This window comes from Streptomyces sp. 150FB (assembly GCF_000818195.1).
Lineage (GTDB): Bacteria > Actinomycetota > Actinomycetes > Streptomycetales > Streptomycetaceae > Streptomyces.
Genome location: NZ_JTHL01000001.1, coordinates 6,155,398 through 6,171,967, shown reverse-complemented (window position 1 = coordinate 6,171,967; position 16,570 = coordinate 6,155,398). Strand labels below are relative to the sequence as shown.

The following is a 16,570-nucleotide window of genomic DNA, read 5'->3' as shown; positions in this document are numbered from 1 at the left end:
CCGCCTGAACAGCGCTTCCGCCGGACTCCACGAGTGATGTCACCGCCGACGGATACGCTCCCCACCATGGCTCTCAACACGTCCGCGGACGCCCCGCTGCCCGTCGGCGAGGTGTCGCGGCTCATCGGCGGGTGGATCGACCGGCTCGGGGCCGTCTGGGTCGAGGGGCAGATCACCCAGCTCTCGCGCCGGCCCGGTGCCGGGGTGGTCTTCCTGACGCTGCGCGATCCCTCGTACGACATCTCCGTGAGCGTGACGTGCTTCCGGCAGGTCTTCGACGCGATCGCCGATGTGGTGACGGAGGGCGCGCGGGTCGTCGTGCTGGCGAAGCCCGAGTGGTACGCGCCGCGCGGGCAGTTGTCGCTGCGCGCGACCGAGATACGACCGGTCGGCATCGGCGAGCTGCTGGTGCGGCTGGAGCAGCTCAAGAAGTCGCTGGGGGCCGAGGGGCTGTTCGCCGCCGACCGCAAGAAGCCGCTGCCCTTCCTTCCGCAGCTCATCGGGCTGGTCTGCGGGCGCGCCTCAGCGGCCGAGCGCGACGTCCTGGAGAACGCGCGGCGGCGGTGGCCGGCTGTCCGCTTCGAGGTCCGCAACACGGCGGTACAGGGCGTGAACGCGGTCACCCAGGTCGTCGCCGCCGTCAAGGAGCTGGACGCGCTGCCCGAGGTGGACGTGATCGTCGTGGCGCGCGGCGGCGGCAGCGTGGAGGATCTGCTGCCGTTCTCGGACGAGCAGTTGGTACGGGCGGTGGCCGCGTGCCGTACGCCGGTCGTCTCGGCGATCGGGCACGAGCCGGACTCGCCGCTGCTGGACCTCGTGGCCGACGTACGGGCCTCCACGCCGACGGACGCGGCGAAGAAGATCGTGCCGGACGTCGGGGAGGAGCTGGAGCGCGTACAGGCGCTGCGGGACCGGGCGCTGCGGACCGTACGGGGACTGCTCGACCGCGAGGAGCGCGGCCTCGCGCACGCGCTGGCGAGGCCCGTGATGGAACGGCCGCACCGGATGGTGGACGAGCGCGCCGCCGAGGTGGGCGCGCTGGCCGACCGGGGGCGGCGGGTGCTGCGGCATCTGCTGGACCGGGCCGACTCCGAGCTGTCGCACACCCGCGCGCGGGTGGTCGCGCTGTCCCCGGCGGCGACGCTGGAGCGGGGGTACGCGGTGCTCCAGCGGGCGGACGGGACGGTCGTACGGGCACCGGGGGACGTCCGGGCGGGCGACGAGCTGCGGGCGCGGGTGTCGGGGGGCGAGTTCGCGGTGCGGGTCGCGGAGGCCGGGGAGTGAGGACGGGCGTGCCGCCGCGCGGCCGTGGTGAGGGTTGTAGTCGTAATGTGTCGTAGTTGGGCGTTCACAGGGTGGATCAGATGACCGGTACAGAAGAGGGCACGCTCGGCTACGAGCAGGCGCGGGACGAGCTGATCGAGGTCGTGCGCCGACTGGAGGCGGGAGGCGCCTCGCTGGAGGACTCGCTGGCGCTGTGGGAGCGCGGCGAGGAGCTGGCGAAGGTGTGCCGGCGGTGGCTGGACGGCGCCAGGGCGCGGCTGGACGCGTCACTCGCCGAGCCGGAGCCGCCGGAGTCGGGTGAGTCGGGGCAGGGCGACGCCCCGGACCGGCTGTGAGTCGAGTCACCGGAGCGGGCATTTAGTTGAAACTCCAACAATAATATGTGTAGCCTCAACTGATCGCTTGATCAATTGCGCGTTCGGAAGGCAGTCCACAGATGTCCCTCGTCCTCGACCCCGCCACCCAGGCCCTGCTCTTCAGCGAGGCCCGCACCGCCAACACGTTCACCGACGAGCCGGTGACCGAGGAGCAGATGCGGTCGATCTACGACCTGGTCAAGTACGGCCCGACCGCCTTCAACCAGACGCCGCTGCGCGTCGTCCTGGTGCGCTCCGCCGAGGCCCGTGAGCGCCTCGTCCCGTACATGTCCGAGGGGAACAGGGCCAAGACCGCCGTCGCGCCGCTCGTGGCGATCCTCGCCGCCGACAACGAGTTCCACGAGGAGATCCCCCGGCTCATCCCGCACGCGCCGCACCTCAAGGACGTCGTCTTCGGGCAGCGCGAGATGCGCGAGCGCAGCGCCGCGATGAACAGCGCCCTCCAGGCGGGTTACTTCATCGTGGGGATCCGCGCCGCCGGCCTGGCCGCCGGACCGATGACCGGCTTCGACTTCGCCGGCGTCCAGAAGGAGTTCCTGGACGACGACCACACGCCGCTGATGATCGTCAACATCGGCAAGCCGGGCAAGGACGCCTGGCGTCCGAACCGCGCGCCGCGCCTGGACTTCGACGAGGTCATCACCACGGTCTGAGCCCCGGCTTCGGGCTCGGCCTCGGGCCTCGACCCCGGGCCTCCGCCTCGAACAGCGGCCGGCCACCACGGAGGGCCGCCACCCCACGCGGGGGTGGCGGCCCTCCGCCGTACGGTCCGCGAAACTCCCGCTCAGACCTTCGTGTGCTTGAACTCCAGCGCCGCCGCCATCTCGGCCAGCCGCGCGTACGACGCCGTACCGGTCACCACCGTCGTCGAGCCCTTCTCCGCGAGCACCAGGGCGTCGTACTTCGGGCCCTTCCAGCGCTGCCACGCCCGGCCCGCGACCTGCTGCGTCCTGCCGGTGTCGGTGGCCTGCTGGCTGACCTCGCTGACGTACTTCAGCGCCGGGGCCGTGGACTGCTCGATCGCCACGTACTGCCGCTCGGGGTCCAGGAAGCCGAGGTGCCAGGCATTGGCGTCCTGACGCTCGAACGTCACCGAGGTCGGCGTCCACTTCCCGGGCAGCCCGACCGGAGCCGCCACCGGGTACGGGGCCGCGCGCCGCGTCGTCAGCAGCTCGACCCGGTAGTCGACCGGCTTGACCGGGTCGGTGTTCTTGTCGTGCGGGATGAACACGTAGATGCCCGCGACGACGACTCCGATGACCAGCATCGACAGGACCATGTCCCGGATCGTCTGTCTGCCTCTTTTCGCTGCCACGGACACCATGCTCCCATCAGGGCTTCCTGCTCATCCGTGGGCCCCTCTGCTCAATAGGTCGTTCTGCGGATAGAGTCGTATCACCCTCTTATCCGGCCGTCGTCGTACAGAAAGGTGCGTACCGATGACCGAACATCAGCTACCCGAACCTCTTGATGTGCCTCCCGAGGCGCCTGACCGCAACCTGGCCCTGGAACTCGTCCGGGTCACCGAGGCCGCCGCCATGGCGGCGGGCCGGTGGGTCGGACGCGGCGACAAGAACGGAGCGGACGGCGCCGCGGTGAACGCCATGCGGACGCTCGTCTCCACGGTCTCCATGAACGGCGTGGTCGTCATCGGTGAGGGCGAGAAGGACGAAGCCCCGATGCTGTTCAACGGCGAGCACGTCGGCGACGGCACCGGCGCCGAGGTAGACATCGCCGTCGACCCGATCGACGGGACGACCCTGAACGCCAAGGGCATGTCCAACGCCATCGCGGTGCTGGCCGCCGCCGACCGGGGCGCCATGTTCGACCCGTCGGCCGTCTTCTACATGGACAAACTGGTGACCGGCCCCGAGGCCGCCGACTACATCGACATCAACGCGCCCGTCGCGGTCAACATCCGCCAGGTCGCCAGGGCCAAGCACTCCTCCCCCGAAGACGTGACGGTCGTGGTGCTCGACCGGCCGCGCCACGACGGCATCGTCAAGGAGATCAGGGAGACCGGCGCCCGGATCAAGTTCATCTCCGACGGCGATGTGGCCGGCGCGATCATGGCCGTACGGGAAGGTACCGGCGTCGACCTGCTCATGGGCATCGGCGGCACCCCCGAAGGCATCATCACGGCCTGCGCCATGAAGTGCCTGGGCGGCGTCATCCAGGGCAAGCTCTGGCCCAAGGACGACGAGGAGCGCCGGCGCGCGATCGACGCCGGGCACGACCTGGACCGCGTCCTGACCACCGACGACCTGGTCGGCGGCGACAACGTCTTCTTCGTCGCCACCGGTATCACCGACGGCGAACTGCTGCGCGGTGTGCGCTACCGCTCGGAGACCGCGACCACCCAGTCCCTGGTGATGCGCTCCAAGTCGGGCACGATCCGGCAGATCGACTCGACGCACCGGCTGTCGAAGCTGCGGGCGTACAGCTCGGTCGACTTCGACCGCGCCAAGTAGCCACCGGGCCCGCACGACGAAGGGGCGCCCCCGCTGTGCGGCCGGGGCGCCTCTTCGCCGCACCTGTCGTACTTGTCGTACCCGTTCGTGTCTGTTCGTGTCTGTTCGTACCTGTCCGCGGTGCCGGCCGGTCACCGAAGCCGGAGGCGAGAACGCCGGCGAAATCGCGGAAGGGCCGGAAGCCGAGTGGCCGGTGTCAGCCGGCCGCCGCGATCCGGCTCGCCGAGGCCGCCTGCCTCAGCTCGATCTCGCGCCGCCTGCGGCGCGCGAGCACCACCCTGCGCTCGGCCGCCGTCAGCCCGCCCCACACTCCGTAGGGCTCGGGTTGGACCAGCGCGTGTTCCCTGCATTCGACCATGACCGGACACCGGGCACAGACCCGCTTCGCGGCCTCCTCACGCGACAGCCTCGCGGCTGTCGGCTCCTTCGAGGGGGCGAAGAACAATCCGGCTTCATCCCGGCGGCACACCGCCTCCGAATGCCAGGGGCCGGCCTGATCCTCCCGAGCGGGACTCCGCTGAGACGGAACGGCGGCGACCCCCAGGGGCTGATGCGGCGGTTGCAGCACGGTCTACTCCTGACGACGGCTTCGCGAGCGAGAGACGATGCAGCTTTCCCTACCCGCTGTACGCACGCCTATGCACTGAGTGGCACTCAGTTCCGGAGGGCGGAACGCCGTACGGAACTACGCGTTCTCAACCGTGATCGTGTCGCTTTGGCCGAAAAAAGTCAGCGGTCGCGATTCCGGCGGCGGTTCCGCTCGTACAGATTCGCGATACGTACGCCACGCTTCGGCTTGGCCTCGATGTTCCCGAACACCGAGTAGCCGCGCACCTCGACGATCGGGGCGTCCGGATCGTCGGCGTGACACGTGGTGACCTCGAAGTTGCCGAAGATACCGGCGCCGTTGCCGCGCAGCGTGATGTTCTCGGGAACGAGCACCTCGACATTGCCGAAAATGGACGTCGCATTGATCACGGTTGTCTGTTGCTCGAACAGCGCTTCGGTCAGCTTGATCTCGATATTGCCGAAGAGCGCGAAGGCGTTGGTCCTGGCTCCGATGCGCCAACGGCCCTTGCGGGTCGAGCTGCTGAAGACCGCGACCAGCGTCTCGGCCTGGGCGTCCGGCTGCCCTCCCCCGTAGCCGTACGAGGACGAGGGGGACGCCGAGGCACCGGAGGAGGACCCGCCCGCCGCGCCGGGGGACGGCAGATCCCTCACGAGCGGCTCCAGTTCGCCCATCGTCTTGGCCCGGTAGACGGATTCGATCCGCTCGGAGTGCTCCTCCGCGTCGAGGCGCCCCTCGGCCATCGCCTCCCTGAGGATGTCGGCGATCCGGTCACGGTCGGCGTCGGAGGCCCGGATGCCCGCGGGTTCCGCCGGCGCGAGCGGCTTCTGAGGGTGCTTTTCGAGGTCCACGACCCCAGGGTAGCGAAACGCGATAGATCGCAACTAGTGGCAGGAGCGGCGCGTCTTCGACACCCCGTGGTGCCGGCCCGCCCGAACTGAGCCCTACCTCACATCACCGCCGCCCCCGGCCGCGCCCTACGCTGGAGGCCGCGCCGCCCAAGGGGGCCCGCCGCCGTCTGTCGAGTGAGGAATGGCCGTAATGCCAGAGTTCGCGTACTCCGATCTGCTCCCCGTAGGAGAGGACACCACCCCGTACAGGCTGGTGACCGCCGAGGGTGTCTCGACCTTCGAGGCCGACGGGCGTACGTTCCTCAAGGTCGAGCCCGAGGCGCTGCGCACGCTCGCAGCCGAGGCCATGCACGACATCTCGCACTACCTGCGCCCCGCCCACCTCACGCAGCTCCGCCGGATCATCGACGACCCCGAGGCGTCGTCGAACGACAAGTTCGTGGCGCTCGACCTGCTGAAGAACGCGAACATCGCGGCGGCCGGCGTACTGCCCATGTGCCAGGACACCGGTACGGCGATCGTCATGGGCAAGCGCGGACAGAACGTCCTCACCCGGGGCGGCGACGAAGAGGCCCTGTCGCACGGCATCTTCGACGCCTACACCAAGCTCAACCTGCGCTACTCGCAGATGGCCCCTCTCACCATGTGGGAGGAGAAGAACACCGGCTCCAACCTGCCCGCGCAGGTCGAGCTGTACGCGACCGACGGCGGCGCGTACAAGTTCCTCTTCATGGCCAAGGGCGGCGGCTCGGCCAACAAGTCGTTCCTCTACCAGGAGACCAAGGCGATCCTCAACGAGGACGCCATGATGAAGTTCCTGGAGGAGAAGATCCGCTCGCTCGGCACGGCGGCCTGCCCGCCGTACCACCTCGCGATCGTCGTCGGCGGCACCTCGGCGGAGTTCGCGCTCAAGACCGCGAAGTACGCCTCGGCGCACTACCTCGACGAGCTGCCCGCCGAGGGCTCCCCCACCGGGCACGGCTTCCGTGACAAGGAGCTGGAGCAGCAGGTCTTCGAGCTGACGCAGCGGATCGGGATCGGCGCGCAGTTCGGCGGCAAGTACTTCTGTCACGACGTACGCGTGGTGCGCCTGCCGCGCCACGGCGCCTCGCTGCCGGTCGCGATCGCCGTGTCCTGCTCGGCGGACCGCCAGGCGGTCGCGAAGATCACCGCCGAGGGGGTCTTCCTTGAGCAGCTCGAAACGGACCCGGCGCGCTTCCTGCCCGAGACCACCGACGAGCACCTGGACGAGACGGATGTCGTACGGGTCGACCTCAACCGGCCGATGGACGACATCCTCGCCGAGCTGACCAAGTACCCCGTCAAGACCCGCCTCTCGCTCACCGGACCGCTGGTCGTGGCGCGCGACATCGCGCACGCCAAGATCAAGGAGCGGCTGGACGCGGGCGAGGAGATGCCGCAGTACCTGAAGGACCACCCGGTCTACTACGCGGGCCCGGCGAAGACGCCCGAGGGGTACGCCTCCGGGTCCTTCGGCCCGACGACGGCCGGGCGTATGGACAGTTACGTGAAGCAGTTCCAGGCGGCGGGCGGCTCGAAGGTCATGCTCGCCAAGGGCAACCGCTCCCGGCAGGTCACCGACGCGTGCGACGCGTACGGCGGTTTCTACCTCGGCTCGATCGGCGGCCCCGCCGCCCGGCTCGCGCAGGACTGCATCAAGAAGGTCGAGGTCGTCGAGTACGAGGAGCTGGGCATGGAGGCGGTCTGGCGGATCGAGGTGGAGGACTTCCCCGCGTTCATCGTCGTGGACGACAAGGGCAACGACTTCTTCACCGAGCCGGCGCCGTCCCCGACGTTCACCTCGATCCCGGTGCGCGGCCCCGGCCTGGGCTGAGGACCGTACGGCCGTGGTCGGCCGGGGCGGCGGTCAGTTGGGGCCGCTGCCCGGTCAGGGGTCGCCGAGCAGGCCCGAAGTGGCGAGCAGATAGCCCAGTTGGGCCCGGCTGGTGCTGCCCAACTGCTCGGAGACCTTGCGCATGTGCTCGGCGACGCTGCGGCGGCTCATCCCGATCCGGCGCGCGATCGAGTCGTCCGTCTCGCCGTTGACCACGGCCAGCAGGATGGTCCGCTGAAGGTCGGAGGTGATGACGCGCGTATGCCGCGTCGCCTCCGGCCGTACCGGGACCGACCTGGTCCAGGCGCTGTCGAAGTGGTTGACCAGGAAGCGGACCAGCGCCGGGTGCTGCACGCGCAGCGCCACGACCGGCGGTCCCGTGTCGTCGACCGGAAGGAAGGCGACCTCCCGGTCGAAGATCAGGACCCGGTCGGTGACCTCGGCGATGGTCCTGACCTCGGCGCCGGCCGGGGTGAGCTGTTCGATGTGCGACAGCGTCGCCGGATCCGAGAGCACCGCGTGCTGGTAGACCGTCCGCTGCCGGACACCGCGCGCCAGCAGCGCCAAGGAGCGCGGCAGCGCCTCGGCCAGCAGATGCGGCGGCCGGGCGCTCCCCGACTGCATGGTGAGGATCTCCTCCCGGCAGTTGGTCACTTCGGCGTCGATGGCCGCGTTGACCACGGCCCGGCCCGCGAGCCGGGTGATGACGGGCTGATCCGGCAGCGAGGCCTCGGCGTACAGCTCCTGGAACTCGGTGAACGCCGACTGCAGGGAGCGCAGCGTCCGGTTCTGCTCGGCGATCTCCTCCTCGACCAGACCGAGCGCCGCCGTCGAGGCCGTCGCGGGAGGTACGGGACTCATGAAGCCGGCGGAGTCCGTGTCGTCCACGAACAGACGCAGCGCGTGCAGGCAGTCGGGCACCTCACCGCGCGGGACACGCCCGTCGAGCAGGGCGCGGCGGTACGTCGCCAGGGCGGTGGCGCAGGGCTTTCCCCGTGAGGCCTCCGGGCACTCGCAGGTCCAGGCGCCGGGATGAACGTCCTTCACGAGAAGGCAGATTACCTTCGCATGCCCGTTCGGGCGCCGCCCGTGCACGCCGGGCGCTTCTCCGGGCGGCACACCGGGCCCACCCACGCCTCAGGGCTCGTCGAGCATCCCCGAGGTCGCGAGCAGATAGCCCAACTGGGCGCGGCTGGTGCTCCCCAACTGCTCGGAGACCTTCCGCATGTGCTCCGCGACGCTGCGCCGGCTCAGCCCGACCCGGCGCGCGATCGACTCGTCCGTCTCCCCGCTCACCACGGCGAGCAGGATCGTGCGTTGCAGGTCGGAGGTGATGACGGGCGTCCGCGGCGGTTCCCCGGCCGGCCTTACGGGCACCGAGCGCGCCCACGCGTTCTCGAAGTTCCTGATCAGGAAGCGCACCACGGACGGGTGCTGGATCAGCAGGGCGTTGTTCTTCTCGTCGGAGTACGGGATGAACGCGGTCGTACCGTCGCAGATGATGACCCGGTCGACGACCTCGGCGAGCGTCCTGACCTCGGCTCCGGCCGCGGTGACCCGTTCGATGTACGAGAGTGTCGCGCGGTGCGACCGGACGGCGTGCTGGTAGACCGTGCGCTGCCGGACCCCGCGCGCCAGCGCCTGCATGACGGGGCTCAGGGAGTCGCCGAGGGCCCGCTCGGGCCGGCCGCCTCCCGGCTGCATCGTGAGCAGTTCCTCGGCGCAGCCGTCCACCGCCGCGTCGATGGCCTCCTTGATGGCGGCCCTCCCGGCGAGCAGCGTGAGCGGGGGCTGGTCGAGGCGGTGCACCTCGGCGTAGAGGCGGTCGAAGACGGAGAGGGTGGCGCGGGTGGCGGTGAGGTTCCTGCGCTCCCGTTCGATGGCTTCCTCGATCGGGCCCAGGGTGGCGAAGGACGCGCTCTCCGGCGTGCTGGGCACCATGAACCCCGGCGAGTCGGGGCCCTCCGTGACCAGATGCAGGCGGGAGAGGCAGTCCGGCACCTCGGCGCGCGGCAGACCGCCCTCCACCAGGGCCCGGCGGTAGACCTCCATCGCCGTGTCACATGGCTGGTCGGGCGACGATTCGCGGCAATCACACAGGCGTGTGCGGGAATGATCGTCCTTCACAAATATGCAGATTACATTTGTACGGACCAGAGCCACATCCGTATGGCCGATCCTCGGCGACGATGTGGAGGTGGCACGGGGCCACCGACACCTACCTGAACATGGGCCCACCCGTGTCCGGCGGACGGCCGATGCCGTGTCGCGGACCGGAACCGCCGACCATCTCTCCGAGCGGCTTTCAACCCACGCGTCCGGCCGAGGCCGGCTCCCGCCGGGTGAGTTCCCCCTGTCGACCACAGAGGACTCGCCGGGGCGGGGGCGGGCAGGACCGCTCAGCCGGGCGTACAGGGGTTGCCCGGAGAGCGCATGGAGGGGGACGGGGCACGGCAGCGGGGACGGGGCGGGTCGGCGGAACTTCGGTTGCGCCGACCGCCTCGGCTGCCGGGCCCCGTTTCCGGAACAGCACCTTGTTTCCGGAAGACGAGGAGGGAAGGCGGGAGGAAGGGGAACACATCGCCCCGGACGAGCGCTGACCTTCCTCAGGAGGTACGACAACGATGACGACGGACGAGAGCCAGTACCGGACCGAGCACGACTCGATGGGTGAGGTACGGGTGCCGGTGGACGCCAAATGGCGGGCCCAGACACAGCGCGCCGTGGAGAACTTCCCCATCTCCGGACAGCATCTGGAGCGGGCCCACATCGAGGCCCTGGCCCGGATCAAGGCCGCCGCCGCCAAGGTCAACGCCGATCTCGGCGTGATCGACAAGGACATCGCGGGCGCCATCCAGGACGCGGCCGCCGAGGTCGCCGACGGCCGGTGGGACGCTCATTTCCCGGTGGATGTGTTCCAGACGGGTTCCGGCACGTCGTCCAACATGAACACGAACGAGGTCCTCGCGACCCTCGCCACCGAGCGCCTCGGCCGCCCGGTCCACCCGAACGACCACGTCAACGCCTCGCAGTCGTCCAACGACGTCTTCCCCTCCAGCATCCACATCGCGGCGACGGCCGCCGTCACCGGTGAGCTGATCCCGGCGCTGGACCATCTGGCCGCGTCCCTGGAGCGCAAGGCGGAGGAGTTCAGCGAGGTCGTGAAGTCGGGCCGTACGCACCTGATGGACGCGACGCCCGTCACGCTCGGCCAGGAGTTCGGCGGCTACGCGGCGCAGATCAGGTACGCGGTGGAGCGGCTGACCGCCTCGCTGCCCCGCCTCGCCGAACTGCCGCTGGGTGGTACGGCGGTGGGCACCGGCATCAACACGCCGCCCGGGTTCTCGGCCGCCGTCATCGCCGAGGTCGCGAGCGCGACGGGCCTTCCGCTGACGGAGGCACGCAACCACTTCGAGGCGCAGGGCGCGCGCGACGGACTCGTGGAGACCTCGGGTCAGCTCCGTACGCTCGGCGGCTCGCTCATCAAGATCTCCAACGATCTGCGCTGGATGGCCTCGGGCCCCCGCACCGGCCTCGCCGAGATCAACCTCCCCGACCTCCAGCCGGGCTCCTCGATCATGCCGGGCAAGGTCAATCCGGTGATCCCGGAGGCGGTGCTCCAGGTCGCCGCCCAGGTCACCGGCAACGACGCCACGGTCGCCGCAGCCGGAGCGGCCGGCAACTTCGAGCTGAACGTGATGCTCCCGGTGATCGCCAAGAACCTCCTGGAGTCCGTACGGCTGCTGGCCAATGTCACGCGTCTGCTGGCCGACCGTACGGTCGACGGCATCACGGCGAACGTGGAGCGCGCCCGCGCGTACGCGGAGTCCTCGCCGTCCGTCGTCACCCCGCTGAACAAGTACATCGGGTACGAGGAGGCGGCCAAGGTCGCCAAGAAGTCCCTGGCCGAGCGGAAGACGATCCGCGAGGTGGTCCTCGCCTCGGGTTACGTGGAGCGCGGCGATCTCACGCTGGAGCAGCTCGACGAGGCACTCGACGTCCTGCGGATGACGCGTCCCTGAGCCGTCGCCGGCGCGCCCCTGAGGCACAGGCCCCGGCGCTGCGGGCACGACGCCCCGCAGCGCTGACGGCCCTTCACCTTTAAGATCTGCGCATGACAGAGACGGAATCGGCCGGGACCTGGGCGCCCGGCACTCAGATCCTGTGGCGGTACCGGCAGAACGCCGGAAACCGTATACACATCTGCCGTCCTGTCACGGTCGTGCGGGACACCGACGAGGTGCTGGCCGTATGGCTGGCGCCGGGCACCGAGTGCGTACGCCCGGCCCTGGCCGACGGCGCCCCGGTCCACCACGAACCGCTCGCGACCCGCTACACCACGGCGCGCACGGTGGTCCGCGACCCGTGGTACGGCATGGGTGTGCTGAAGCTCGCGAGACCCGGCGAGCCCTGGTCGGTCTGGCTGTGGTGGCAGCACGGCTGGCGCTTCCAGAGCTGGTACGTGAACCTTGAGGAGCCCCGGGTCCGCTGGGACGGCGGTATCGACTCCGAGGACCACTTCCTCGACATCGACGTCTACCCGGACCGCACCTGGCGCTGGCGCGACGAGGACGAGTTCGCCCAGGCGCGCCAGGACGGGCTGATGGACGAGGCCCAGGCGCTGCGGGTACGGGAGGCGGGACGCGCGGCGATCGAGTCGATCACCGCGTGGGGTACGCCGTACAGCGACGGCTGGGAGGACTGGCGCCCTGACCCGGCCTGGCCGGTTCCGCCGCTGCCGGAGGACTGGGACCGGACGGCCACGCGTCTCACCCCGCCCGCCTCGGTTGTGTCTCCCGTACCTGGCACCTCACGCACCTCCGCCTGAGAGCGGCCTTCCGCGCGGGAGAGCGGCCCGTCCGGGCGCGGGCAGGCGGGAGGACGGAGATCGGTGGTACGGACAAGTTTCAGCCAGAACCCGGCACGGGCTCGTCGGTCGGACAGGTCGCCCGCGCTCCTGTCACCGATCGGATGAAACCCGGCAGCGGATTCGAGCACATCCCCTCGGGCCGTGCGCCGTCCGCGCGCCGCCCTCGCGCCCCGGGAGGTTTCCGGGCGGGAGTGCCGCGACGGGGTCCATCACCGCGATGATCAGCGGATGCGTGCCTCCGGCGCCCGGTGGGCGCCGTGTTCCGGGGGCCGTTTCCGTCAGCCCCGCCGGGTGGGCGGGCCGCTTCGAACACACTCACCCACCCGGCGGATCGGGCCCACCGGTCCGCTTCCTGTGAACTGACCCGATTCCGGTCCTAAGATCGCGCTCCGGCGCATACGACGTCGTGAGACCCTTGTTGAGGCCACAGGGTTCGACCGTAGGATCGTCCTCCGTAAGACGACCTGACCGTAAGTCACACCGAATGTCACTACGAGGGGGTGGAGCCGTGCGGGAAGGCTGCATCCCTTTCGACGCCGCGCACCGAGCGGTAGGTTCGGCTGGAAGTACGGGGACGAGCGGCGGCTGTCGCTCGCGGTGGAGACCCCGACAGCGCAGGAAACCAGTCGAAGCGATCGCATCGCACCACCGGCCCGGACGGACGGAATCCCACGCGTGACGGAGCAGCCCACCTCCCACGAAGGCCGGCAGCCCTTGGCTGCCCGGTCGCAGGAACGCACCCGGCCGAGGCCGGAGGCGGCGGCCACCGCCGCTGTTCCGCAGCCCGCGCTGCCCCCGGCGGCAGGACCTGTGCTCGACCCCACGATCACGGCGCGGCGCGAAGGCGACCGGCTGCGCTTCGTCGGGGCGGCCACCCGGCGTATCGCACGCGGCATAGACCTGGACGAGATCGTGCTCGGCCTCTGCCGGGCGACCGTACCCACGTTCTCCGACGCGATACTCGTCTATCTGCGCGACCCGCTGCCCGTCGGTGACGAGCGGCCCGTGTCGCCGTTCGTCCTGCGGCTGCGGCGCACCGACCGGCTGCGGCTGTCCGACGAGGACACCGAGACGGCGGGCGGTATCCCGCTGCTGGCGACGGAGAACGCCCCGCTGCCGGTCCTCGACCCGCAGTCCGACGTCATGCCGGCCAACGAGCTGTGCGAGGTGCGGTCGGGCGGCGCGCTCAACGAGGTGCTGCGCGGGGTGCGCCCCGTCTTCGGCGACTCGGCCGCCGCCCGCGCCGCGCTGCCCGAACTGCTGGGCGCCGACCGGGTCGTGCCGACCGGGCACCGGGCGATCCTCGCGCCGCTGCGCGGCAGGCGCCGCGTCATCGGCGCCGCCGTGTTCCTGCGCAGACCGGACCGGGCCGCCTTCGAGCCGAACGACCTGCTGGTCGCCGCGCAGCTCGCGACCCATACGGCGCTGGGCATCGACAAGGCGGTGCTGTACGGCCGCGAGGCGTACATCGCCGACGAGCTCCAGCGCACCATGCTCCCCGAGAACCTCCCGCAGCCGACCGGCGTACGGCTGGCGTCGCGCTACCTTCCGGCGGCGGAGACCGCCCGGGTCGGCGGCGACTGGTACGACGCGATCCCGCTGCCGGGCAGCCGGGTCGCCCTGGTCGTCGGCGACGTCATGGGCCACTCCATGACCTCGGCGGCGATCATGGGCCAGCTCCGTACGACGGCGCAGACCCTCGCCGGCCTCGACCTGCCCCCGCAGGAGGTGCTGCACCATCTGGACGAGCAGGCCCAGCGGCTCGGCACCGACCGGATGGCGACCTGCCTGTACGCGGTCTACGACCCGGTCTCGCACCGCATCACCATCGCCAACGCCGGCCATCCGCCGCCCATACTCCTGCATCTGGGCGGGCGCGCCGAGGTGCTGCGCGTACCGCCGGGAGCGCCGATCGGCGTCGGCGGGGTGGACTTCGAGGCCGTCGAGCTGGACGCCCCCGCCGGGGCGACCCTGCTGCTGTACACGGACGGGCTCGTCGAGTCGCGGGTCCGGGACGTGTGGACGGGCATCGAGCAGTTGCGCGAGCGCCTCGCCGCCACCGCGCAGCTCACCGGACCCGACCACGCGCCGCCGCTGGAGGCGCTCTGCGACGACGTGCTCGATGTCCTCGGCCCGGGCGACCGGGACGACGACATCGCGCTGCTGGCCGCCCGCTTCGACGGGATCGCGCCGAGCGACGTCGCCTACTGGTTCCTGGAGCCGGAGGACGCGGCGCCCGGAAGGGCGAGACGCCTCGCCCGCAAGGCGCTGGCCCGCTGGGACCTGGAGGAGATGAGCGACGCCGTCGAGCTGCTCATCAGCGAGGTCGTGACCAACGCCGTGCGGTACGCCGAGCGTCCCGTGACGCTGCGACTGCTGCGTACGGACGTACTGCGCTGCGAGGTCGGCGACGATTCGCCGCAGTTGCCGAGGCAGCGGCGCGCACGTGACACCGATGAGGGCGGGCGGGGATTGTTCCTGGTCAACCGGCTGGCACGGCGGTGGGGAGCGACGCGTCTGTCGACCGGCAAGGTCGTCTGGTTCGAGATCGCGACCCGTACGTAGTCCGTACCCCGTGCGGTTCTGGACGAAGTCCAAATGTTGCCGAGGGGGTGTCGGGGAGGTTCACTGGGGCAGGCGGGTTCCGTACCCGCTGACACCCCGGGGCCGTCCCCGGACCCCCGGGCCTTCTCTCGACGGGAGGCCGCTTGTGACCGAGTCATCCCCCAAGATCCCGCCATACACGACCAACAACGCCGGTATCGCGGTGGAGAGCGACGAACACTCGCTCACCATCACGCCCGACGGTCCGATCCTGCTCCAGGACCACTACCTCATCGAGAAAATGGCCCAGTTCAACCGTGAACGGGTCCCCGAACGGGTGGTGCACGCCAAGGGAGCGGGAGCGTACGGCTTCTTCGAAGTCACCAACGACGTCAGCCAGTTCACCAAGGCCGACCTCTTCCAGCCCGGCCGGCGTACGGACATGCTGGCGCGCTTCTCGACGGTCGCCGGTGAGCAGGGCTCGCCCGACACCTGGCGCGACCCGCGTGGTTTCGCGCTCAAGTTCTACACGCAGCAGGGCAATTACGACCTGGTCGGCAACAACACGCCGGTCTTCTTCGTGCGCGACACCATCAAGTTCCAGGACTTCATCCACTCGCAGAAGCGCCACCCGGCCACCGGGCTGCGCAGCAACGACATGCAGTGGGACTTCTGGACCCTGTCGCCCGAATCCGCGCACCAGGTGACCTGGCTGATGGGCGACCGGGGCATCCCGAAGTCCTTCCGCCACATGAACGGCTACAGCTCGCACACCTATATGTGGGTGAACGCGGGCGGCGAGCGGTTCTGGGTGAAGTACCACTTCAAGACCGACCAGGGCATCGACTACCTGAGCCAGCAGACCGCCGACGAGATGGCGGGCTCGGACGCCGACCACCACCGGCGCGATCTGTACGAGTCGATCGAGTCGGGGAACGCGCCGACCTGGTCCCTCAAGGTCCAGATCATGCCGTTCGAGGACGCGCCGGACTACCGGTTCAACCCGTTCGACCTGACCAAGGTGTGGCCGCACAGCGACTATCCCCTGATCGACGTCGGCCGGATGACCCTGAACGAGAACCCGGAGAACTTCTTCGTCCATGTCGAGCAGGCCGCGTTCGAGCCCGCGAACATGGTGCCGGGCATCGGCCCCTCGCCGGACAAGATGCTGCTCGGCCGGCTCTTCTCGTACCCGGACACGCACCGCTACCGGATCGGGCCGAACTACGCGCAGCTTCCGCCGAACCGGCCGCGCGTGCCGATCAACTCGTACGCGCAGGACGGGCCGATGCGGTACGAGTCGTCGAACGCCTCGATGCCGTACGCGCCGAACTCGTACGGCGGTCCTGCGGCCGACTACCAGCAGCGGTTCGGCCGTCCCGCCGGCTGGGAGGCGGAGGGCGGCGAGATGGTGCGCGAGGCGTACACCATGCGCCGCGAGGACGACGACTGGGGCCAGGCGGGCACCCAGGTCCGCAATGTGCTGGACGACGCGCAGCGTGACCGGCTCGTGTCGAACGTCGCGGGTCACCTGGCGCAGGGCGTGACCCGGCCGGTGCTGGACCGGGCGCTCCAGTACTGGCGCAACATCGACAAGACGGTGGGCGACCGGATCGCGGCCAAGGTCAACGGCGGCTGAGCGGCGCGTGAAGCCGTACCGCTTTACCGCCGGAGCGGCCCCGGCCGGACGCCAGGTGCGTCCGGCCGGGGCCGCTTCACGCGTGACGCCGTTACGCGTCGCCGCGCGGGC

The 16,570-nt window shown here is 70.3% G+C and carries 14 protein-coding genes; 9 read left to right on the top strand and 5 right to left on the bottom strand.

What is annotated here, in order from left to right:
• Positions 1-66 precede the first annotated feature (66 nt).
• The 3 genes from xseA (at position 67) to QR77_RS26675 (ending at position 2,314) form a co-directional block, all read left to right on the top strand.
• Positions 67-1,284, top strand: a complete 1,218-nt coding sequence (gene xseA, locus QR77_RS26685; protein WP_040024608.1) for an exodeoxyribonuclease VII large subunit — start codon at positions 67-69, stop codon at positions 1,282-1,284.
• Positions 1,285-1,364: 80 nt separating this feature from the next.
• On the top strand, positions 1,365-1,619 hold the full coding sequence (locus QR77_RS26680) for an exodeoxyribonuclease VII small subunit (protein WP_040024607.1): 255 nt from the start codon (positions 1,365-1,367) through the stop codon (positions 1,617-1,619).
• A 101-nt stretch (positions 1,620-1,720) separates the two neighbouring features.
• Positions 1,721-2,314, top strand: a complete 594-nt coding sequence (locus QR77_RS26675; RefSeq protein WP_040024606.1) for a malonic semialdehyde reductase — start codon at positions 1,721-1,723, stop codon at positions 2,312-2,314.
• Between the two features lie 131 nt (positions 2,315-2,445).
• Here the strand turns inward: QR77_RS26675 and QR77_RS26670 are convergent, their stop codons facing one another.
• Positions 2,446-2,976: a DUF4245 domain-containing protein gene (locus QR77_RS26670; protein ID WP_040028711.1), complete on the bottom strand. Its 531-nt coding sequence runs from the start codon at positions 2,974-2,976 to the stop codon at positions 2,446-2,448.
• A 124-nt stretch (positions 2,977-3,100) separates the two neighbouring features.
• On the opposite strand from QR77_RS26670, the gene glpX reads away from it, so the two are divergent.
• Positions 3,101-4,132, top strand: a complete 1,032-nt coding sequence (glpX, locus tag QR77_RS26665; RefSeq protein WP_040024605.1) for a class II fructose-bisphosphatase — start codon at positions 3,101-3,103, stop codon at positions 4,130-4,132.
• Between the two features lie 196 nt (positions 4,133-4,328).
• On the opposite strand, the gene QR77_RS26660 is transcribed toward glpX, so the two are convergent.
• Together QR77_RS26660 and QR77_RS26655 are read right to left on the bottom strand one after the other, a co-directional pair.
• On the bottom strand, positions 4,329-4,700 hold the full coding sequence (locus QR77_RS26660) for a WhiB family transcriptional regulator (protein ID WP_040024604.1): 372 nt from the start codon (positions 4,698-4,700) through the stop codon (positions 4,329-4,331).
• A gap of 161 nt (positions 4,701-4,861) precedes the next feature.
• Complete coding sequence (locus tag QR77_RS26655; protein WP_040024603.1) at positions 4,862-5,551, bottom strand: DUF1707 domain-containing protein; 690 nt, start codon at positions 5,549-5,551, stop codon at positions 4,862-4,864.
• Between the two features lie 190 nt (positions 5,552-5,741).
• Here QR77_RS26655 and QR77_RS26650 point away from each other — a divergent pair, with 190 nt between their 5' ends.
• Positions 5,742-7,406 carry a fumarate hydratase gene (locus QR77_RS26650; protein ID WP_040024602.1) on the top strand — a complete coding sequence of 555 codons (1,665 nt, stop codon included), beginning with the start codon at positions 5,742-5,744 and terminating at the stop codon, positions 7,404-7,406.
• 54 nt (positions 7,407-7,460) lie between these two features.
• Here the strand turns inward: QR77_RS26650 and QR77_RS26645 are convergent, their stop codons facing one another.
• Both QR77_RS26645 and QR77_RS26640 read right to left on the bottom strand, forming a co-directional pair.
• Positions 7,461-8,453: a LuxR C-terminal-related transcriptional regulator gene (locus QR77_RS26645; protein ID WP_040024601.1), complete on the bottom strand. Its 993-nt coding sequence runs from the start codon at positions 8,451-8,453 to the stop codon at positions 7,461-7,463.
• A 90-nt stretch (positions 8,454-8,543) separates the two neighbouring features.
• Complete coding sequence (locus tag QR77_RS26640; RefSeq protein ID WP_236710826.1) at positions 8,544-9,458, bottom strand: LuxR C-terminal-related transcriptional regulator; 915 nt, start codon at positions 9,456-9,458, stop codon at positions 8,544-8,546.
• Between the two features lie 572 nt (positions 9,459-10,030).
• Between QR77_RS26640 and QR77_RS26635 the strand changes: the two genes are divergently transcribed.
• The 4 genes from QR77_RS26635 (at position 10,031) to QR77_RS26620 (ending at position 16,459) form a co-directional block, all read left to right on the top strand.
• The gene (locus QR77_RS26635; protein WP_040024599.1) at positions 10,031-11,428 is read left to right on the top strand and encodes a class II fumarate hydratase; all 1,398 of its coding nucleotides are present in this window, start codon (positions 10,031-10,033) and stop codon (positions 11,426-11,428) included.
• Between the two features lie 92 nt (positions 11,429-11,520).
• Positions 11,521-12,234: a DUF402 domain-containing protein gene (locus tag QR77_RS26630; RefSeq protein WP_052489083.1), complete on the top strand. Its 714-nt coding sequence runs from the start codon at positions 11,521-11,523 to the stop codon at positions 12,232-12,234.
• Positions 12,235-12,951: 717 nt separating this feature from the next.
• The gene (locus QR77_RS26625) at positions 12,952-14,841 is read left to right on the top strand and encodes an ATP-binding SpoIIE family protein phosphatase (protein WP_040024598.1); all 1,890 of its coding nucleotides are present in this window, start codon (positions 12,952-12,954) and stop codon (positions 14,839-14,841) included.
• A 145-nt stretch (positions 14,842-14,986) separates the two neighbouring features.
• A complete protein-coding gene (locus QR77_RS26620) occupies positions 14,987-16,459 on the top strand; it encodes a catalase (RefSeq protein WP_040024597.1) in 1,473 nt (490 codons plus the stop codon).
• Positions 16,460-16,570: the final 111 nt, after the last annotated feature.

Excerpts from the sequence above, each read along its gene's own strand:
- xseA (WP_040024608.1), top strand. The coding sequence starts at position 67 with ATGGCTCTCAACACGTCCGCGGACGCCCCGCTGCCCGTCGGCGAGGTG.
- QR77_RS26680 (WP_040024607.1), top strand. The coding sequence starts at position 1,365 with ATGACCGGTACAGAAGAGGGCACGCTCGGCTACGAGCAGGCGCGGGAC.
- QR77_RS26675 (WP_040024606.1), top strand. The coding sequence starts at position 1,721 with ATGTCCCTCGTCCTCGACCCCGCCACCCAGGCCCTGCTCTTCAGCGAG.
- glpX (WP_040024605.1), top strand. The coding sequence starts at position 3,101 with ATGACCGAACATCAGCTACCCGAACCTCTTGATGTGCCTCCCGAGGCG.
- QR77_RS26650 (WP_040024602.1), top strand. The coding sequence starts at position 5,742 with ATGCCAGAGTTCGCGTACTCCGATCTGCTCCCCGTAGGAGAGGACACC.
- QR77_RS26640 (WP_236710826.1), bottom strand. The coding sequence starts at position 9,458 with ATGGAGGTCTACCGCCGGGCCCTGGTGGAGGGCGGTCTGCCGCGCGCC.
- QR77_RS26635 (WP_040024599.1), top strand. The coding sequence starts at position 10,031 with ATGACGACGGACGAGAGCCAGTACCGGACCGAGCACGACTCGATGGGT.
- QR77_RS26630 (WP_052489083.1), top strand. The coding sequence starts at position 11,521 with ATGACAGAGACGGAATCGGCCGGGACCTGGGCGCCCGGCACTCAGATC.